Annotated in this window: 21 protein-coding genes; all 21 read left to right on the top strand. The window is 57.4% G+C overall.

Features of this window, described 5'->3' with window-relative positions; all coding sequences use genetic code 11:
• Positions 1–328 precede the first annotated feature (328 nt).
• Positions 329–1,492, top strand: a complete 1,164-nt coding sequence (locus FHW17_RS10725) for a phage portal protein (protein ID WP_182509808.1) — start codon at positions 329–331, stop codon at positions 1,490–1,492.
• A gap of 18 nt (positions 1,493–1,510) precedes the next feature.
• Complete coding sequence (locus FHW17_RS10720) at positions 1,511–1,882, top strand: DUF6107 family protein (protein WP_091880578.1); 372 nt, start codon at positions 1,511–1,513, stop codon at positions 1,880–1,882.
• Complete coding sequence (locus tag FHW17_RS10715; protein WP_112523299.1) at positions 1,869–2,405, top strand: HK97 family phage prohead protease; 537 nt, start codon at positions 1,869–1,871, stop codon at positions 2,403–2,405. Before FHW17_RS10720 ends, FHW17_RS10715 begins: the two co-directional genes overlap by 14 nt.
• 35 nt (positions 2,406–2,440) lie before the next feature.
• On the top strand, positions 2,441–3,703 hold the full coding sequence (locus FHW17_RS10710; protein ID WP_182509807.1) for a phage major capsid protein: 1,263 nt from the start codon (positions 2,441–2,443) through the stop codon (positions 3,701–3,703).
• Between the two features lie 190 nt (positions 3,704–3,893).
• On the top strand, positions 3,894–4,454 hold the full coding sequence (locus tag FHW17_RS10705) for a hypothetical protein (protein WP_112523295.1): 561 nt from the start codon (positions 3,894–3,896) through the stop codon (positions 4,452–4,454).
• Positions 4,451–4,789: a phage head closure protein gene (locus FHW17_RS10700; protein WP_112523293.1), complete on the top strand. Its 339-nt coding sequence runs from the start codon at positions 4,451–4,453 to the stop codon at positions 4,787–4,789. Before FHW17_RS10705 ends, FHW17_RS10700 begins: the two co-directional genes overlap by 4 nt.
• On the top strand, positions 4,786–4,932 hold the full coding sequence (locus FHW17_RS10695) for a hypothetical protein (protein WP_162700239.1): 147 nt from the start codon (positions 4,786–4,788) through the stop codon (positions 4,930–4,932). Before FHW17_RS10700 ends, FHW17_RS10695 begins: the two co-directional genes overlap by 4 nt.
• Positions 4,929–5,333 carry a DUF3168 domain-containing protein gene (locus tag FHW17_RS10690; protein ID WP_112523291.1) on the top strand — a complete coding sequence of 135 codons (405 nt, stop codon included), beginning with the start codon at positions 4,929–4,931 and terminating at the stop codon, positions 5,331–5,333. The genes FHW17_RS10695 and FHW17_RS10690 overlap by 4 nt, the downstream gene beginning before the upstream one ends.
• A 66-nt stretch (positions 5,334–5,399) precedes the next feature.
• Positions 5,400–5,813, top strand: coding sequence for a phage major tail protein, TP901-1 family (locus FHW17_RS10685; RefSeq protein WP_112523289.1), 414 nt, complete (start codon positions 5,400–5,402; stop codon positions 5,811–5,813).
• Positions 5,813–6,151, top strand: a complete 339-nt coding sequence (locus FHW17_RS10680) for a gene transfer agent family protein (RefSeq protein ID WP_182509806.1) — start codon at positions 5,813–5,815, stop codon at positions 6,149–6,151. The genes FHW17_RS10685 and FHW17_RS10680 overlap by 1 nt, the downstream gene beginning before the upstream one ends.
• Positions 6,148–6,375: a phage tail assembly chaperone gene (locus FHW17_RS10675; protein WP_112523285.1), complete on the top strand. Its 228-nt coding sequence runs from the start codon at positions 6,148–6,150 to the stop codon at positions 6,373–6,375. Before FHW17_RS10680 ends, FHW17_RS10675 begins: the two co-directional genes overlap by 4 nt.
• Positions 6,372–6,911 carry a phage tail tape measure protein gene (locus FHW17_RS10670; RefSeq protein WP_112523283.1) on the top strand — a complete coding sequence of 180 codons (540 nt, stop codon included), beginning with the start codon at positions 6,372–6,374 and terminating at the stop codon, positions 6,909–6,911. Before FHW17_RS10675 ends, FHW17_RS10670 begins: the two co-directional genes overlap by 4 nt.
• A 10-nt stretch (positions 6,912–6,921) precedes the next feature.
• Positions 6,922–7,551, top strand: coding sequence for a DUF2460 domain-containing protein (locus FHW17_RS10665; RefSeq protein ID WP_182509805.1), 630 nt, complete (start codon positions 6,922–6,924; stop codon positions 7,549–7,551).
• Positions 7,548–8,414, top strand: a complete 867-nt coding sequence (locus tag FHW17_RS10660; protein WP_182509804.1) for a DUF2163 domain-containing protein — start codon at positions 7,548–7,550, stop codon at positions 8,412–8,414. The genes FHW17_RS10665 and FHW17_RS10660 overlap by 4 nt, the downstream gene beginning before the upstream one ends.
• Positions 8,411–8,842 (top strand): NlpC/P60 family protein, encoded by a 432-nt coding sequence (locus FHW17_RS10655; protein ID WP_182509803.1) that lies wholly within the window; start codon positions 8,411–8,413, stop codon positions 8,840–8,842. The genes FHW17_RS10660 and FHW17_RS10655 overlap by 4 nt, the downstream gene beginning before the upstream one ends.
• Before the next feature lie 11 nt (positions 8,843–8,853).
• A complete protein-coding gene (locus tag FHW17_RS10650; protein WP_182509802.1) occupies positions 8,854–12,660 on the top strand; it encodes a glycoside hydrolase/phage tail family protein in 3,807 nt (1,268 codons plus the stop codon).
• A gap of 47 nt (positions 12,661–12,707) precedes the next feature.
• Positions 12,708–12,926 (top strand): hypothetical protein, encoded by a 219-nt coding sequence (locus FHW17_RS10645; protein WP_091880556.1) that lies wholly within the window; start codon positions 12,708–12,710, stop codon positions 12,924–12,926.
• A gap of 90 nt (positions 12,927–13,016) precedes the next feature.
• Positions 13,017–13,316, top strand: a complete 300-nt coding sequence (locus FHW17_RS10640) for a hypothetical protein (protein ID WP_091880554.1) — start codon at positions 13,017–13,019, stop codon at positions 13,314–13,316.
• A gap of 52 nt (positions 13,317–13,368) precedes the next feature.
• Positions 13,369–14,040, top strand: a complete 672-nt coding sequence (locus tag FHW17_RS10635) for a response regulator transcription factor (RefSeq protein WP_091880553.1) — start codon at positions 13,369–13,371, stop codon at positions 14,038–14,040.
• A gap of 103 nt (positions 14,041–14,143) precedes the next feature.
• Complete coding sequence (locus FHW17_RS10630) at positions 14,144–15,463, top strand: ATP-binding protein (protein ID WP_182509979.1); 1,320 nt, start codon at positions 14,144–14,146, stop codon at positions 15,461–15,463.
• A gap of 88 nt (positions 15,464–15,551) precedes the next feature.
• On the top strand, positions 15,552–15,983 hold the full coding sequence (locus FHW17_RS10625) for a hypothetical protein (RefSeq protein WP_112523333.1): 432 nt from the start codon (positions 15,552–15,554) through the stop codon (positions 15,981–15,983).
• Positions 15,984–16,020: the final 37 nt, after the last annotated feature.

Raw genomic sequence — 16,020 nt, 5'->3', positions numbered from 1 at the left:
TTTCTTAGATGATGAATTGAACCCGGATTGACAGTGTCCAGCTGCTCCGGGTTCTTTTCATTTCTAAGGTAATGCTAAGTGGCAGATACCACATCATTTACCTCCAAGTTTGAGAGCAAGGCCATTGCTGTGGTCGGGAGGCCCATCGTCCCGATACACCGGCTGGCTCGGTGTGTACTGCTTCGCTCTCAAAACTCGTTCCGGTTCAACACATTGCCGGGTTTTGCGCGAAATTCCACGAATGCAGGGTTGAAACGACAGCGCGATTTTCCTCACGCGGTTGTCCTCGTGATCTGACCTATCTCAACAATCAGAGAGAATATTTTCCATGGCACTTCATTGGCCGTGGCGCTGGCGCGCCGCGAATGAACATCCGCGTCTTAACACCAAGGCAGCGCAAGGATTTGTAGCGCTGCAATTTGACCGGGAGGCACGCTGGTCGCAGAGTGGATATACGGGTCTGTCGCGGCAAGGATTTATGCGCAACCCGATTGTCTACCGGTGTGTGCGTCTTCTGGCGGAAGCCGCCGCCGCCACACCTTGGCTACTCTACGAAGGGCGGACGGAACATACGCAGCATCCATTGCTTGACCTGCTGTCAAATCCGCATCGCGGCGCCGACGGAGCAAGCCTGTTGGAAACGCTGTACGGTCATCTTCTGCTTTCCGGCAACGCCTACATAGAGCGGGTTAGCGCCGGGAATGGTGCAGCCGAATTGCATCTGCTGCGCCCGGATCGCGTGCGCATCATCACCGGTGATAATGGATGGCCGGTGGCTTTGGGCTACGGCGTTGGTGCCAGTAAGCGCACCATTGCACTTGATGACGGGCAGGCGCTGCATCTCAAACTGTTTCATCCGCTTGATGATCATTATGGCTTTGCGCCGCTTGAAGCGGCCCTGATGGCGCTCGACATTCACAACGCGTCTGGCGTCTGGAACAAGGCGCTGCTCGATAATTCCGCGCGTCCATCAGGCGCGCTGGTTTATGCGCCTGCGGACACGGCACGTTTGACCGAAGCTCAGTTCGACAGGCTGAAGACAGAACTGGAAGAGGGGTATACCGGCGCAGCCAAGGCGGGACGCCCTTTACTGCTCGAAGGCGGGCTTGACTGGAAATCCATGGGCCTGTCGCCGCGCGATATGGACTTCATTGCTGCTAAAAATGCTGCCAGCCGCGACATCGCTTTGGCCTTCGGTATTCCGCCGATGCTGCTCGGCATTCCCGGTGACAATACCTATGCCAATTATGCCGAAGCCAATCGCGCATTCTATCGTCTGGCGGTGATTCCGCTGATCACTCGAACGGCCAAGGCAATCGGAAACTGGCTCGGCCCTGTTTATGGCGAACGGTTGCGGCTGGAACCGGATTTCGATCGCATTGATGGGCTGTCCATGGAGCGGGATGCGCTGTGGCAGCGTATATCTGCAGCGCCATTCCTGAGCGATGACGAGAAGAGAGAGGCTGTGGGATATGCCCGTAAGCCTGACTGAATTTTCGGGAGAAAGAATATGACAAACTGGTCCGATGCCGCCTGGATTCTGGCGGCAAAGGCGGCTGGTGCCATTGCAGGTTCCGCCGTCTCACTTGCCTATATGCTGCCGAAGGACAAGAGCGAGGCAGCCATCCGCTTTATCGTTGGGATTGTCTGCGGGCTCGCCTTTGGCGGACTGGCCGGCGTGAAGATTGCATCCGAACTTGATATTGGCGGCCAGCTTGGCGATGGCGAATTGATGCTGATGGGCGCTGCCGCTGCCAGTCTGGCGGCGTGGACGGCACTTGGCATTTTTGCCCGTATCACAGCGCGCATGGGTGAATCAAAATCTCCGCTGGATGGCCCAAGCTCTTCAACAAAAAGGGATATCGCCAATGCTGGAAAATGAGCGAATTGAGAAGAAGTTTGCCGGACTGGCAATAGAACGGGTCGAACTGGACGGAAGCTTCTCCGGCTATGCCAGCCTGTTTGGCGAAGTCGATCTTGGCAAGGATGTGATTGCTCCGGGTGCGTTTGCAGCGTCCATTCGCAAGCGCGGCGTCTCCGGCATCCGGATGCTTTGGCAGCACGATGCCAATGAACCCATCGGCATCTGGACACGTATCAATGAGGACAGACGCGGCCTTTATGTCGAGGGGCGTTTGACAACAGGCGTTACGCGTGGCCGCGAGGTGCTGGAACTGATGCGGGCAGGGGCAATTGATGGGCTCTCCATTGGCTTTCGCACCGTAAAGGCAAGGGCTGACGGCGCTGGCGTCAGGCGCATTCTCGAGGCCGATCTGTGGGAGATCTCTGTCGTGACATTTCCGATGCTGCCTTCCGCGCGGGTGGGGCAGGTCAAGGCACTGCATCCGATTGATGCGGTGCTGGCGGTAAGCCTGCGGGCCGCCGCCCGGCGTATCCGCGCTTGAATCATTCTATTCACTTCACACACAAAGGATTTGAAATGACCGAACAATTTTCGACACCAACATCAACACTGGCACCCGAAACCAAGAGCGCAGGTACACAAAACGTCGCCGAGGCATTCGACGACTTCATGCATGCCTTTGAAGAGTTCCGCCACAGCAATGACGAGCGCATCAAACAGATCGAAAAAAGCGCCAGCGCCGATGTTCTGACGCATGACAAGGTCGAGCGTATCAATCACGCACTTGATGAGCAGAAACGTGTCATCGATCATATGCTGCTGAAGAAAGCCCGCCCGGCTCTGGAAACGGGGTTTAGTCCCTTGCTTTCACTGGAACACAAAAACGCCTTCGAGGGTTATATCAGGCGCGGCGACGAGCAGGGCGTCCGCTCGATTGAAGCCAAGGCCCTATCCATCGGCTCTTCGCCCGATGGTGGCTACCTTGTCCCGCCGGAGCTGGAACGCGATATTGGAACGCGGCTGGCAGTACTGTCGCCCATCCGCGCACTGGCAACTGTACGGCAGGTATCGGGCTCCGTGTTGAAGAAGCCATTTGCGGTCAAAGGCCCGGTGGTTGGCTGGGTTGGCGAAACCGATGCCCGGCCACAGACCGAAGCCTCAAAACTGGCGGAACTTCAGTTTCCCACCATGGAACTGTACGCTATGCCGGCCGCCTCGTCATCATTGCTGGATGATGCGGCAGTTGACGTGGAACAGTGGATTTCCGCCGAGGTAGAGACCGCGTTCGCCGAGCAGGAGGGACAGGCTTTCATCAATGGCAACGGCACCACCCAGCCCAAAGGTTTCCTGACTTATGAAAGCGTCGCCGACGCAAACTGGAGCTGGGGCAAGCTTGGCAATCTTTCAACCGGCATTGCCGGTGGCTTTTCTGCTTTGGGCGCATCGGACATTCTGTTTGATACGGTCTATACGCTGAAGGCCGGCTATCGGCAGAATGCCAGTTGGGTGATGAACCGCAAGACCCAGGCAGCTGTGCGCAAACTCAAGGACAATGATGGGCACTATCTCTGGTCCCCACCTGCCGCTCCGGGCCAACAGGCATCACTGCTCGGTTTCCGGCTGAGCGAGGCCGAAGGCATGCCCGCCATGACGACAGGCACGGCAGCCATTGCTTTTGGAGATTTTGCCCGTGGCTATCTGGTGGTCGATCGCACAGGTGTTCGGGTCCTGCGCGATCCCTATTCAGCCAAACCCTATGTGCTGTTCTACACAACCAAGCGCGTGGGTGGCGGTGTGCAGGACTTCGATGCGATCAAGCTGCTGAAATTCGCTGCTTGATCCTTAGCGCTGCATGAACATTGTGCGCCCTTCGACAAGCTCAGGATGAGGAAAATGGGTGACTGCAAAGCCAATTGCAAAGGTTGCAGAACTTGGCTCCCTTTCATCACCCATCTCCCTCATGGTGAGCCTGTCGAACCACGAGGGCGCATGTTGATTATGCAATCGCCTCATTAATTCAGGAAATTCCATGACCATAACTGTAGTGAAGCCACCGGCTGTGGAGCCGGTGGCGCTGGCGGATCTGCGCCAGTTTTTGCGATTGAGCGGGACAGGCGAAGATATGTTGCTCTCCGGTCTGCTAAAGGCGGCACGGGAAACGCTGGAAGCCCAGACCGGGCTTGCGTTGATCAAGCAGACCCAGAGGCTTTATGTCGATCAATGGCCAAAAGATGGTCTGGTCAAAATTGACCGCCATCCGGTGCGGTCAATTGTTTGCGTCACGGCTTACGAGCCGGATGGCGTGCCGGTCATTCTCCCCATCGCTCAGATGCATCTGGAAACAGCTACGCGTCCGGCCCGGCTTCACCTGCACCATGAGGCTGACGGGTTGGGCGGACTGGAGATTGATTTCATCGCAGGGTTCGGGGAAACGGCGCTTGACGTGCCGGATGCGCTCAAGCACGCGCTCATGACCCTGGTTGCCCATTGGTACGAGTTTCGTGGTGCCGTTGGCCCCGCCGATCATCCTGTCTCTCTGACACCGGCATTCGAGCGCGCTGTAAGCCTGTGGCGAAGGATATCCCTGTGATGCCGACGCTGTTTATCGATCCGGGTAAACTGGCGCATGAGCTGCAGCTGGAACGCGCCGTTCTCGTCGATGACGATGTGAATGGCAGCGTCGAAGAGTGGCGTGAAATCGCAACCCTTTGGGTCCATATCGAACCGGTAGGGGCGGCAACGGTTCTCTTTGGCGAACAAAGCCTGCCAGAAGTTACCCATCGCATCACCATGCGGTCACGCGATGACCTGCAAAGCGGCATGCGCTTGCGCAGGGGTAGCCGCTTCTTCCAGCTCATCACCATTCATGATCCCGATGAAACCGGCCGTTATCTCATCTGCCGCGCACGGGAGGAGGGACTATGAAACTCAGCATGCAGATGACGATCACGGATCTCATCCGGACATTGCGCTGGCGCAAAATTGAGCTGTGTGAAGAGGTAGCAGACGCGTCGCGACCGATCCGGGACGAGCCGAAAGCCGGCGGCAAGCGAAAGCCAGAACGATGACCAGCGCCGGGCTTCAATTGCAAAAAGCGCTGCTCAAGGTGCTGACAACCGATATTGCTCTGAATGAATGGGTACATAGACGCATCTATGACCATGTGCCGGAGCAGGCTGTGTTTCCTTATATCACCTTCGGGACGACGAGCACCTATGACTGGAGCACGTTTACCGAGCGCGGCAGCGAGCATTTTCTGACGCTGCATATCTGGAATCGTGGCACCGGCAGGAAAACAGTGTTTGAGATCATGGGCAGGCTGGACAGCTTGGCCCTATTGCTCGCCTTAAAGCTGGAAGGGCACAGACTTGTCAGTTTCACCCTCGAACAATCGCAGACTTTTTCCGCCGAAAGCCGCGGCGGTTATGCGGGTATCATGCGGTACCGTGCGATGACCGAAGAGCTTTAACCCTGATATATCGAGTGAAACAAGGCGCCCATTGAGGTGCCTTTTTGCATTGAAGGAGGTTCAAAAATGGGCGCTCAGAGAGGCAAGGATATCTTGCTCAAAGTGCAGGATTCGGGCGGTAAATTCGTCACCTGCGCGGGGCTACGGTCCAACCGTATCGCTTTCAACACGGAAACGGTTGACGTTACTGACGCGGATGCAGCGGGACGCTGGCGTGAGTTGCTGGGTGGCAGCGGTGTGCAACGCGCTTCGATCAGCGGTTCGGGGCTGTTCAAGGATGCGCAGTCCGATGCGGTGATCCGGCGAACATTCTTCGCGGGCAATATCCTGACATGGCAGATCATCCTGCCGGATTTCGGTTCCCTGCAGGGGTCGTTCCAGATCACGGCGCTTGAATATTCAGGCAAACACGATTCCGAAGTCACCTTTGACATCGCCCTGGAGTCAGCCGGTCTGATCGGTTTCACGGAGCTTGTCTGATGGCGAACCGGCATCGCGGTGAAATCAATGCGATCTTGGATGGTAGCGAATGGACACTGTGTCTGACGCTTGGCGCACTGGCGGAACTGGAAGACGCATTTGCCGCAAGTGATATGGGCGCTTTGCTCAAGCGTTTTTCAACTAGTCCGCTTTCCGCACGGGATGCAGCCAAAATCATTGCGGCAGGGCTGAAAGGTGGTGGCAATAACCTATCGCTGGAAGAGGTCGCGCAGATGCAGGTCGAGGGTGGTGCGGCAGGTTTTGCGCATATCGTCAGTCAATTGCTGGCGGCGACATTCGGTGAATCAAAACCGGAGCAATCCACCGCAAACCCTTGAATGCCGCAGCAGATTCCACCGCTGCTTTTCCATGGGCGACCATCATGGCAGCAGGATTCGGGCTGCTGCGGCTTTCCACACGCGATTTCTGGGCAATGACACCACGGGAAATCTGTTCGGCGTTCGGGCCGCCGCCAAGGGACGCCGGACCCTCGCGGCCCGTTCTCGAGCTGATGATGCAGCAATTTCCCGATGGGCCAACTATGAATAAGGAACAGGAATGACCGAGAAAACGATGGTGCAGATTGATGCCGATACATCAGGCTTCGAAAAGGCCTTGTCGGACTTGCAGGTCCATTCCGATCAGTTCGGTCGCGCTCTATCCGGATCTCTGAAAAGCGCTGCCCTCAGCGGCAAAGATCTCGGGGATGTACTGCGTCAGCTGGGCAAGAGCATGCTGGACATGGCTTTGACGGAAGGCATGAAACCTCTTCAGGGGTTGGGTTCATCCATGTTCTCAGACCTCATCGGGGCGCTGGGCGGCGCAAAGCCCTTTGCCAAGGGCGGCGTGGTTTCCGGACCAACCTATTTCGGTGGAGGCGGATCGCTCGGACTGATGGGCGAGGCCGGTGCAGAGGCTGTCATGCCATTGACTCGCGGTGCCGATGGCAGGCTGGGCGTTGCCGCACAAGGCGGTGCCTCGCCCATGCAGGTGGTCATGCATGTGAACACACCGGATGCCAATTCCTTCCGCAAATCCGAAGCGCAATTGACCGGCATGCTGGCGCGTGCCGTGCGTCGCGGCGCGCGCACTTTGTAGGAACAATGAGATGCAGGCTTTTCATGATATCCGGTTTCCGCTCGGCGTATCCTTTGGCGCAACGGGTGGTCCGGAATGGAAGAACGAAATCGTGTCACTGACCTCAGGGCACGAACAGCGCAATGCGCGCTGGGCCGCCTCGCGCCACCACTACGATGCGGGAACGGGCGTGCGGTCGCTGGCCGATCTGGAAACGGTACTCACATTCTTTGAAGCGCGGCGCGGTTCGCTGCATGCGTTCCGGTTTCGCGATCCGTTTGATCATCAATCCTCTACGGCAGGAAAGCCGATTGCCGCTACAGATCAGGCGCTGGGACAAGGCGATGGAAAACAGGCGATCTTCCAGCTGCGCAAGCATTATGGCGATCATATCCGCCCGATCACCAAGCCGCAGGTCGGCTCGGTACGGGTTGCGGTCGCAGGCGCGGAGAAGCGGGAGCCCACCGACTTTGTTGTTGATGTCTTGACGGGAAGGATCGTGTTTCAGCCGGGACGATTACCGCCTGCCGGGTCTGTTGTGACCGCAGGCTTCGCCTTTGATGTTCCCGTTCGCTTCGATGTGGACAGGCTGACCCTCAGTATCAAATCCTTTCAGGCGGGTGAAATCCCGACCATTCCCATCATCGAGGTAAAGGCATGAACCGCCTTCCTGCCGCGCTTGAATCACATCTTTCGGCAGATGTAACAACCCATTGTTTTTGCTGGGTCATTCGCCGGGCGGACGGCATTATCCATGGTTTCACCGATCATGATCAGGTGCTCACGATAGATGGCGTGGCATGTGAGCCGCAAACTGGCCTGACCGCCAGCGAAGCAACAAGTGCTCTGGGATTGGCTGTGGACAGCGCCGAGGTTGAAGGCGCCCTGTCGTCGCTCAGTATCACCGAACGAGATGTGGAGGCTGGCGCCTTCGACAATGCCAGCGTTGAAACATTTCTGGTCAATTGGACTGCTCCGGATCAGCGCATATTGTTGCGGCGATCAAGGATAGGCACAGTCACCCGGTCAGGCAGCCGTTTTGTTGCGGAACTGAAAAGCAGCGCTGTCGATCTGGACAAGGTGAAGGGGCGGCGGATAACGCGGCTCTGCGATGCGCAGCTTGGGGACGCACGCTGCACCTATCGGGGCGGTGCGCAGAAAGGAACCATTGTTCGCGTGATATCGGATAGAGCATTGGTTGTCAGCGGGTTGCAGGCGCATGATGCGAACTGGTTTCGCAACGGCTTGCTGACCTGGCAATCTGGCCGTTCCACGGTGGTGATCGGCCAGAAACAGTCAGCGGAAGGCATGCGCCTCGACCTGCGCGACGGTCCCATTCCTGATATGCAAGTTGGTGACGTATTCTCGCTTCTGCCGGGCTGCGACAAGAGCTTTGCCACCTGCAAGGCCAAGTTTGCCAATGCAACCAATTTCCGCGGCTTCCCGCATCTTCCCGGCAATGACGCCGCCTACAACTATGCTGACGGCACAGGCAATTTTGACGGTGGGGCACTGGTGTCATGACCATTGCTGATGAAGTGGTCGCCGAGGCACGGCGCTGGATAGGCACGCCATACCGGCATGGTGGCTCCACATGGCAGGTGGGCTGCGATTGTCTGGGGTTGGTGCGTGGCATCTGGCGCACGCTCTATAGCTGCGAGCCGGAATGCGTTCCTGTTTATTCCGCCGACTGGGCGGAGGCCGGGCAGGGTGATCCGCTCATTGAGGCGGCCAGCCGGCATATGCCCGCCAAGACTATTGGCGAGATGGCGGAGGGCGACCTTATCATCTTCCGCTGGCGCGATGGGATGGCCGCCAAACATCTTGGCATTGTCACCGGTGCGGATCGTTTCATCCATGCTTATGAGAGCCACCGGGTCATGGAATCCGCTCTCGTACCGCAATGGCGCAACCGCATTGCGGCAGTATTCGCCTTTCCCGATCACCAATAGGATTCATCCGAATGGCAACGCTTATTCTTCAGGGGATCGGTGCATATATTGGCGGGGCGCTGCTTTCGGCGGGCGGTTATCTGATCGACCGTGCTCTTTCCAGCACCAAGCATATCGAGGGCGCACGATTATCATCAATGCGGCCTATGACCGCCGAGGAAGGCGCTGCGCTGCCGAAAGTCTATGGCGCTGTGCGGCTGGCAGGCACTCTCATCTGGGCGACGCGGTTTGAAGAGGTGAAATCCAGCCATAGAAGCGGCGCCAAGGGCGGGCCGAAGGTGACGAACTATTCCTATGTAGCCAATTTTGCGATTGCCCTTGCGGAAGGGGAAATCAGCTTTGTCAGGCGTATCTGGGCCGATGGAAAGGAAGTGGACCAGAGCGCGATTAATATGCGTGTCTACAAGGGTACAGCATCGCAACTGCCCGATCCGCTCATCGAAGCCAAGCAGGGAACGGGCAATGCGCCCGCCTATCGCAACACAGCCTATGTGGTTTTTGAGCGCTTTCCGCTTGAAGTCCATGGCAATCGTGTTCCGCAGTTTCAGTTTGAAGTGGTGCGCGCCGTCGGAGCGCTGGCGCAGAACCTCAAAGCAGTCGCGCTCATTCCGGGAGCGACCGAGTTCGGTCTGTCGCCTTCACTCGTCACCTGCGAACCGTCACATGGTGAAACGCGCGGTCTGAACCGCAATTGCCTGCAGAGTGCGACTGACTGGCAGGCTTCATTGGATGAACTCCAATCGCTTTGCCCTCGTCTTGAGCATGTGGCCATTGTTGTGCCGTGGTTCGGCACGGACCTGCGCGCGGCGCACTGCGCCGTCCGGCCGGGTGTGATGGACAGAAAAGGCTATGGCGAGAGCGAGGAGTGGCGGGCTGGCGATATCAAGCGCCATGAGGCGCATCTGCTTTCACGTGTTAATGATTGCGCCGCCTATGGCGGTACGCCGTCGGACCGCAGCGTCGTCGAGGCGATCCGTTCGGCCAAGGCGAGGGGGCTGAAAGTCACGCTCTATCCCTTTGTCATGCTTGACATAAAGGCTGACAATAGCCTGCCAGATCCCTATGGCGGGGTAAGGCAGGCGGCCTATCCGTGGCGCGGTCGCATCACCTGTCATCCCGCACCCTATCATCAGGGTAGTGTAAACGGTACGGCTGCTGCTGCGCGGGAAGTGGCCGCATTTTTGGGTACAGTCGACGCCGGCGCGTTCCGGGTGAAGGGCGAGAATGTCGGCTATCACGGCAAGGCTGATGACTGGGGCTATCGCCGCTTCATCCTGCATCTGGCTCATCTTGCCGTTTGCGCCGGTGGTGTCGACGCGTTTTTGCTTGGTTCGGAGCTGTGCAGTCTGACGATTATCAGGGACGAGGATAACCGCTTTCCCTTTGTCGCGGGGCTTTGCGCTTTGGCTGGTGATGTACGCGCGGTACTCGGCAGCAGCTGCACCCTAACCTATGGCGCTGACTGGACCGAGTATTTCGGCCACCATCCGCAGGATCGTTCCGGAGATGTCTATTTCCATCTTGATCCGCTCTGGGCACATCCGGCCATCGGGGCTGTTGGCATCGACAATTACATGCCACTCAGCGACTGGCGCGACGAGGATTACAGTATTTCGGGGCCGGACGGTTTTGCCGCTCCCTGTGATCTCGATGCATTGCAGGGCCAGATTGCGGGCGGCGAGGGTTTTAACTGGTACTACGCGTCGGATGCGGATCGAACGTCGCGCCGCCGCACACCCATCACGGATGGTTCCGGCAAGCCATGGGTCTATCGCTATAAGGATATAGCGAGCTGGTGGAAGAACGCTCATTTCAACCGCAAGGCTGGAATCGAGAGCGCCAAGCCAACCGAATGGCGTCCAATGGGAAAACCATTATGGTTCACCGAGATTGGCTGTCCCGCAGTCGACAAAGGGCCAAACCAGCCCAATGTCTTTCCCGATGCCAAGTCGTCAGAGGGTGCGTTTCCCTATTTCTCCGATCGCGGGCGCAGTGATATTGCACAGAACCGCTTTTTGCGCGCGCATCTCGAATATTGGCGCAGCCATGGCGGCGCAATGCTGGATACAAGCCGTATTTACGTCTGGGCTTGGGATACCAGACCATTTCCCGCCTTTCCGCTCAACCGTAAACTCTGGTCTGACGGCGATCACTGGATGACAGGGCATTGGTTGAACGGCAGGCTGTCAGGTGTCGCACTCGATGAACTGATCGGTGCGGTTCTTGCCGATTTCGGCGTCACACGGGTGGATGCTGAAGGGGCCGATGGTTTTGTCAGCGGTTTCATCGTCGAAGAACCGACCAGCGCACGAGCCGTTCTTGAACCACTGCTGGCGGTTTTCGGTGTCAATGCCTTCGAAGAGGGAGCGACGCTGGTTTTCCAGAGCGCATCGCGGATGCATAAGCAAAAGCCGTTGATTGATGGATTTGTCGAACCTGAGGACGCGGGACCGGTCAGCCGGAAACTGCACGAAATAATGGAGCAGCCCGCGCGGGTCGAAATCAGCTATCGCGATCCGATGCTGGACTATCAGGCAGCAATGGTATCGGCGGAGCGGCTGGACGGCAAGGGAACGGAAAACATGGCTCTTCCCGGCATGCTCGATGCGGGGCAGGCAAAATCTCTTGCGGAAAACTGGATGCAGGGCCGCCGTGCGGCGCGGCGTACCGCAAATTTCGAACTGCCGTGGAAATATGCAGCGCTCAAAGCGGGTGACCGTATCCGGCTTGATACCACTGCGCCGGTAAAGGACTACATCATTACGTCAATCGAAGATGGGGCGACACGGCGGATCGAGGCGAAGGGGTTGCCCCGGCATGTCAGCTATCCGAACAATGCGCCATTGCCAGCTTCGACCGAAGCGGGAGCATCGGCGGTGTTCGGGCGCCCCAGCTTCCATCTGTGCGACCTGCCAATGTGGCCGGGCGCTGAAACGCCCGTCGCTCAGTTGCGTGTTGCCGCCTTTGCCCGGCCATGGACAGGCGCCAGTATCTACGCTTCTCCGGAGGACACCGGCTTTGAGCCACGGACGGTGGTGGCAGATCGTGCAGCGATTGGCAGGCTGGTGGACATTCTGCCCGGCGGTGTTAGTGGCCGCTTACTGAACAGCGCCAGCCTTGAGGTCGAACTCCACTTTGGCGAATTGCGATCCACCACATTGGCGCAACTGTTCAACGGAGCAAATTCGGCACTCCTCGCAGCGCCGGATGGCCACTGGGAAATCCTGCAATTCCTCAATGCGCAGGAAATTGCGCCCGATCACTGGCGGTTGACGGGGCTATTGCGCGGGCAATGCGGAACAGAGCGGGAGGCTCTTCAATCAAGAGAAAAAGGTGCGGTGTTCATTCTGCTGGATGGAGCGGTATTGCCAGCCGGATTGAAGGCGCGCGAAACCGGATTGGCTTTGCATTGGCGTGTCGGTGCATCGGGTCAGGATTTGTCAGACCGTTATTTCAGCACCGTAACAGCAACAGGCGGCGTCAGGGCACTTGAACCGCTCGAACCAGTCCATATCAGGAGCAGGCTGCACGATAATGGTGACTTGCATGTTTCATGGATTCGCCGTGGCCGAATTGATGCGGATAGCTGGCTGGCGGTGGATATCCCCTTGGGCGAAGACCGCGAAATTTATCGGATTGAAATACGCAACAGCGGCAAATTGATCCGGTCTGTCGAGGTCGCGCAGCCGGAGTGGACTTATCCGGTGGCAGAACGTTTGCCTGATTTCGCCAGTCTTTCGGCGCCTGTCGATTTTCGTGTGGCCATGATTTCCGGCACCATTGGTACGGGCAGATTCGCCCGGATGATTTTGAGTTGATAGATAAAAACCCTTTAGAATCAAACTGTTTCAGAAAGGAATTGATTATGACCAATGAAAAGCCCTGGTATTTGTCGAAGACCATCTGGGCCTCGATTGTCACTGTTGTTTTGTCCTGTTCGAGCTTCTTCAATGTCTCGCTCGACCATGACGTCGAGGCTCATCTTGCCGATACGATTATGCAGTTTCTGACCGCGCTCAGCGGAATCGCCGCATTTTTTGGTCGATTGAGTGCAACGACGCTCATTTCACGTAAAGAAATATGATGTTAAAAGACGTGACCTGTGGCACCAATGGTTCGTGCCACGTCCAACTGTTCATGCATCGTTCAGACAGCAATTGATAATAATGACGCCATGATGAAAAACACACGTTTCTCTTTGCCCCTAGCGGCCCTGATTTCAGCATCCGGCGTGTTTCATGCCGGGGCGGTTCCGATTGCGCCTGATGCGTCGCAGAACAGTGCGTTGCTTCAGCTGGCGGCGGCTGACTGTTCTGCAGTCGGCCAGCAGGTGGCGGAGTCACAGGGTGGAACCCTTGCCCGCGCCACGTCCCAGACGCAGAATGGTCGCGAGGTTTGCGTGATCGTGGTCCTCATTCCCGGCAAGGACGGTGAACGTCCGCGCCGTGTCGAGGTTGCGGTGCCAGCAAACTGAACCGGATGTTGCCTGATCCGTTTTTCAGCTTATCCGGCGGGGGAAAGTGCGCATGAGAATACTCATCGTTGAAGATGATCGTGATCTGAATCGTCAGCTTGTCGAAGCGACGACCGAGGCGGGCTATGTGGTCGATCACGCGTTTGATGGCGAAGAGGGGCATTTCCTCGGCGATACGGAACCCTATGACGCGGTGATTCTCGATATTGGCCTGCCGCAGATGGACGGGTTGACGGTGCTGGAAAAATGGCGCCGTGATGGTCGCATCATGCCGGTACTGCTGCTGACTGCGCGTGACCGCTGGAGCGATAAGGTTGCCGGGATTGATGCCGGTGCCGATGATTATGTGGCCAAGCCTTTCCATATTGAGGAGGTGCTGGCGCGCCTGCGTGCCTTGATTCGCCGCGCGGCGGGTCATGCGTCGTCAGAAATCAGCTGTGGACCGCTACGGCTCGATACCAAGACGTCGAAAGCCACTGTCAGCGGCACAACGCTGAAGCTCACCTCACACGAATTTCGTCTGCTATCCTACCTCATGCACCATATGGACGAGGTCGTTTCACGCACGGAACTGGTGGAGCATCTTTATGATCAGGATTTCGACCGTGATTCGAACACGATCGAAGTCTTCGTCGGACGTTTGCGCAAGAAAATGGGTATCGATCTGATCGAAACGATCCGCGGCATGGGCTACCGCATCAAATCGCAGGACAGCAAAGCCTGAGTGGCGGGAGCAGGGCAAACGCGTGAATATACGATTTACCCGTTATCTTCCCAATTTCCGTTCGCTTTCCCTGCGCGTTATTCTCTTTTCGACGCTCTGGACCATTGTTTCCTTCGTTGCCATCGCCACGATCATCTCGGCACTCTATGGCGAAGCACGCCAGCACAGCTTTCAGCAGCTGCTTTCCGCGCATCTGTTCAGTGTTATCGCCTCGGTCAGTGTTAATGATGGTACGCTTGTCGGGCGGCCCGATCCGGGCGAAGTGCGCTATTCAAGCCCATTTTCCGGCTGGTACTGGTCTGTTGACCCCGTTGCGGACAATCTGAAGGGGTCGCTGCGCTCGATCTCGCTCGGCGGCAAAACCGTCGATTCGCCTTCCACCCTGATGGTTCCATTCGATACATCGTTCCAGCGTTCCTATACGGAGCCGGGTCTCAAGGGCGAAGAACTTTCCATTGTCGAGACGGAAGTTGTGCTGGATGCGGAAAACCGCGTCGCACGGTTTCGCGTCATGGGCAATTTGAGCGAACTGGAAGGGGAGATCGCTGATTTCCGCAATACGCTTTACTTCTATCTCGGCTTTTTCGGTGTAGGCGGAACACTCATCAATGCGGCCGTGATTCTGTTCGGTCTGCGACCGCTGGATCGTGTGCGTCAGTCGCTTGCCGATATCCGGGAGGGCAAGGTGTCTCGCCTCGACGAGGATCTGCCTATCGAGATCGCACCGTTGGCGCGGGAAATGAATGCGCTCATCGAAAATAACCGCCGCATTATGGACCGTTCGCGCACGCAGGTCGGTAATCTCGCTCATTCCCTGAAAACACCTCTGTCGGTTCTTGCCAATGAAAGCCGCACGATTGGTGGGGCAAAAGGCAAGATTGTTGCCGAACAAAGTGCCGCCATGCAGGTGCAGATCCAGCACTATCTGCAACGGGCGCGAGTGGCGGCACAACGCGACAGCGTGGTTTTCCGCGCGCCTGTGACGCCCATTCTCGCCCGTTTGGTGCGCGTTACCGCCAAGCTCAATCCGGGCATGGACCTGAGTTTTGTCAACGAGATGCCCGAAGCTGTTTTTGCCGGCGAACAGGAAGATCTTGAGGAAATTGTCGGCAATCTCCTGGAAAATGCCGGTAAATGGGGCCGCAGCGCAATTCGGCTTACCCTGTCCGTGGCCAATCCGGAGACGATGGAAAACGCCTTCGACATCAGCGTTGAGGACGATGGTCCGGGTCTGGCGCCGGGGCAGATCAAGGATGCCTTGACGCGCGGCAAGCGGCTTGATGAAAGCAAACCGGGAACAGGGCTCGGCCTTTCCATTGTCCACGACACGGTGCGCGAATATGGCGGCTCCTTGCGTCTCGAGCGAAGCGAAGCACTTGGCGGCCTGTGCGCTCGCATTGTGCTTCCGGTTGCCGGCGACTGAATCGCGCTTGCAACTATGCATCCAATCAGGTCATAAGTAATTGCTAGCTATTGCCTATATGACAAGGCCCCGTAAAAACGGACCCATGATGAAATCCCAGATTGCTCTTTCGCTTGTTGCCGTCCTTCTTCTGTCTGCCTGTTCGACCACGTCAGGTCCCAAGGCTGGCGGAGGCACATTCGCCCGCCTGACCGGCAAATCATCTGAGCCCGCCACATCGGATGTGCTGGCCGCTCTGGGCCGAGGACTGATCGGCAATGCGTCACTTGAACCTGCTGATCGTAAACGCGCATTACAGGCGGAATATCAGGCGCTGGAATATTCCCCTGCGGGCAAGGCTATCGAGTGGAAAAACAGCGCGGGGAGCCGCAGCGGTGAAGTGGTTGCAGCGCAGCCCTATCAGGTCGGTTCGCAGAACTGCCGGCAGTACACCCATACGATCCGCATCGATGGAACGCCGCAGACAGCGCGCGGAACAGCCTGCCGCAATGAGGACGGCAGCTGGACGCCCCTCAACTAAGTCTTAGCCTAATCATTCAATCGCTTTGCGGCGAATT

The organism is Phyllobacterium sp. P30BS-XVII, from assembly GCF_014138335.1.
Lineage (GTDB): Bacteria > Pseudomonadota > Alphaproteobacteria > Rhizobiales > Rhizobiaceae > Phyllobacterium > Phyllobacterium meliloti.
Note: the sequence above shows the minus strand (reverse complement) of the source record. Positions and strands in the feature narration are given on the sequence as shown.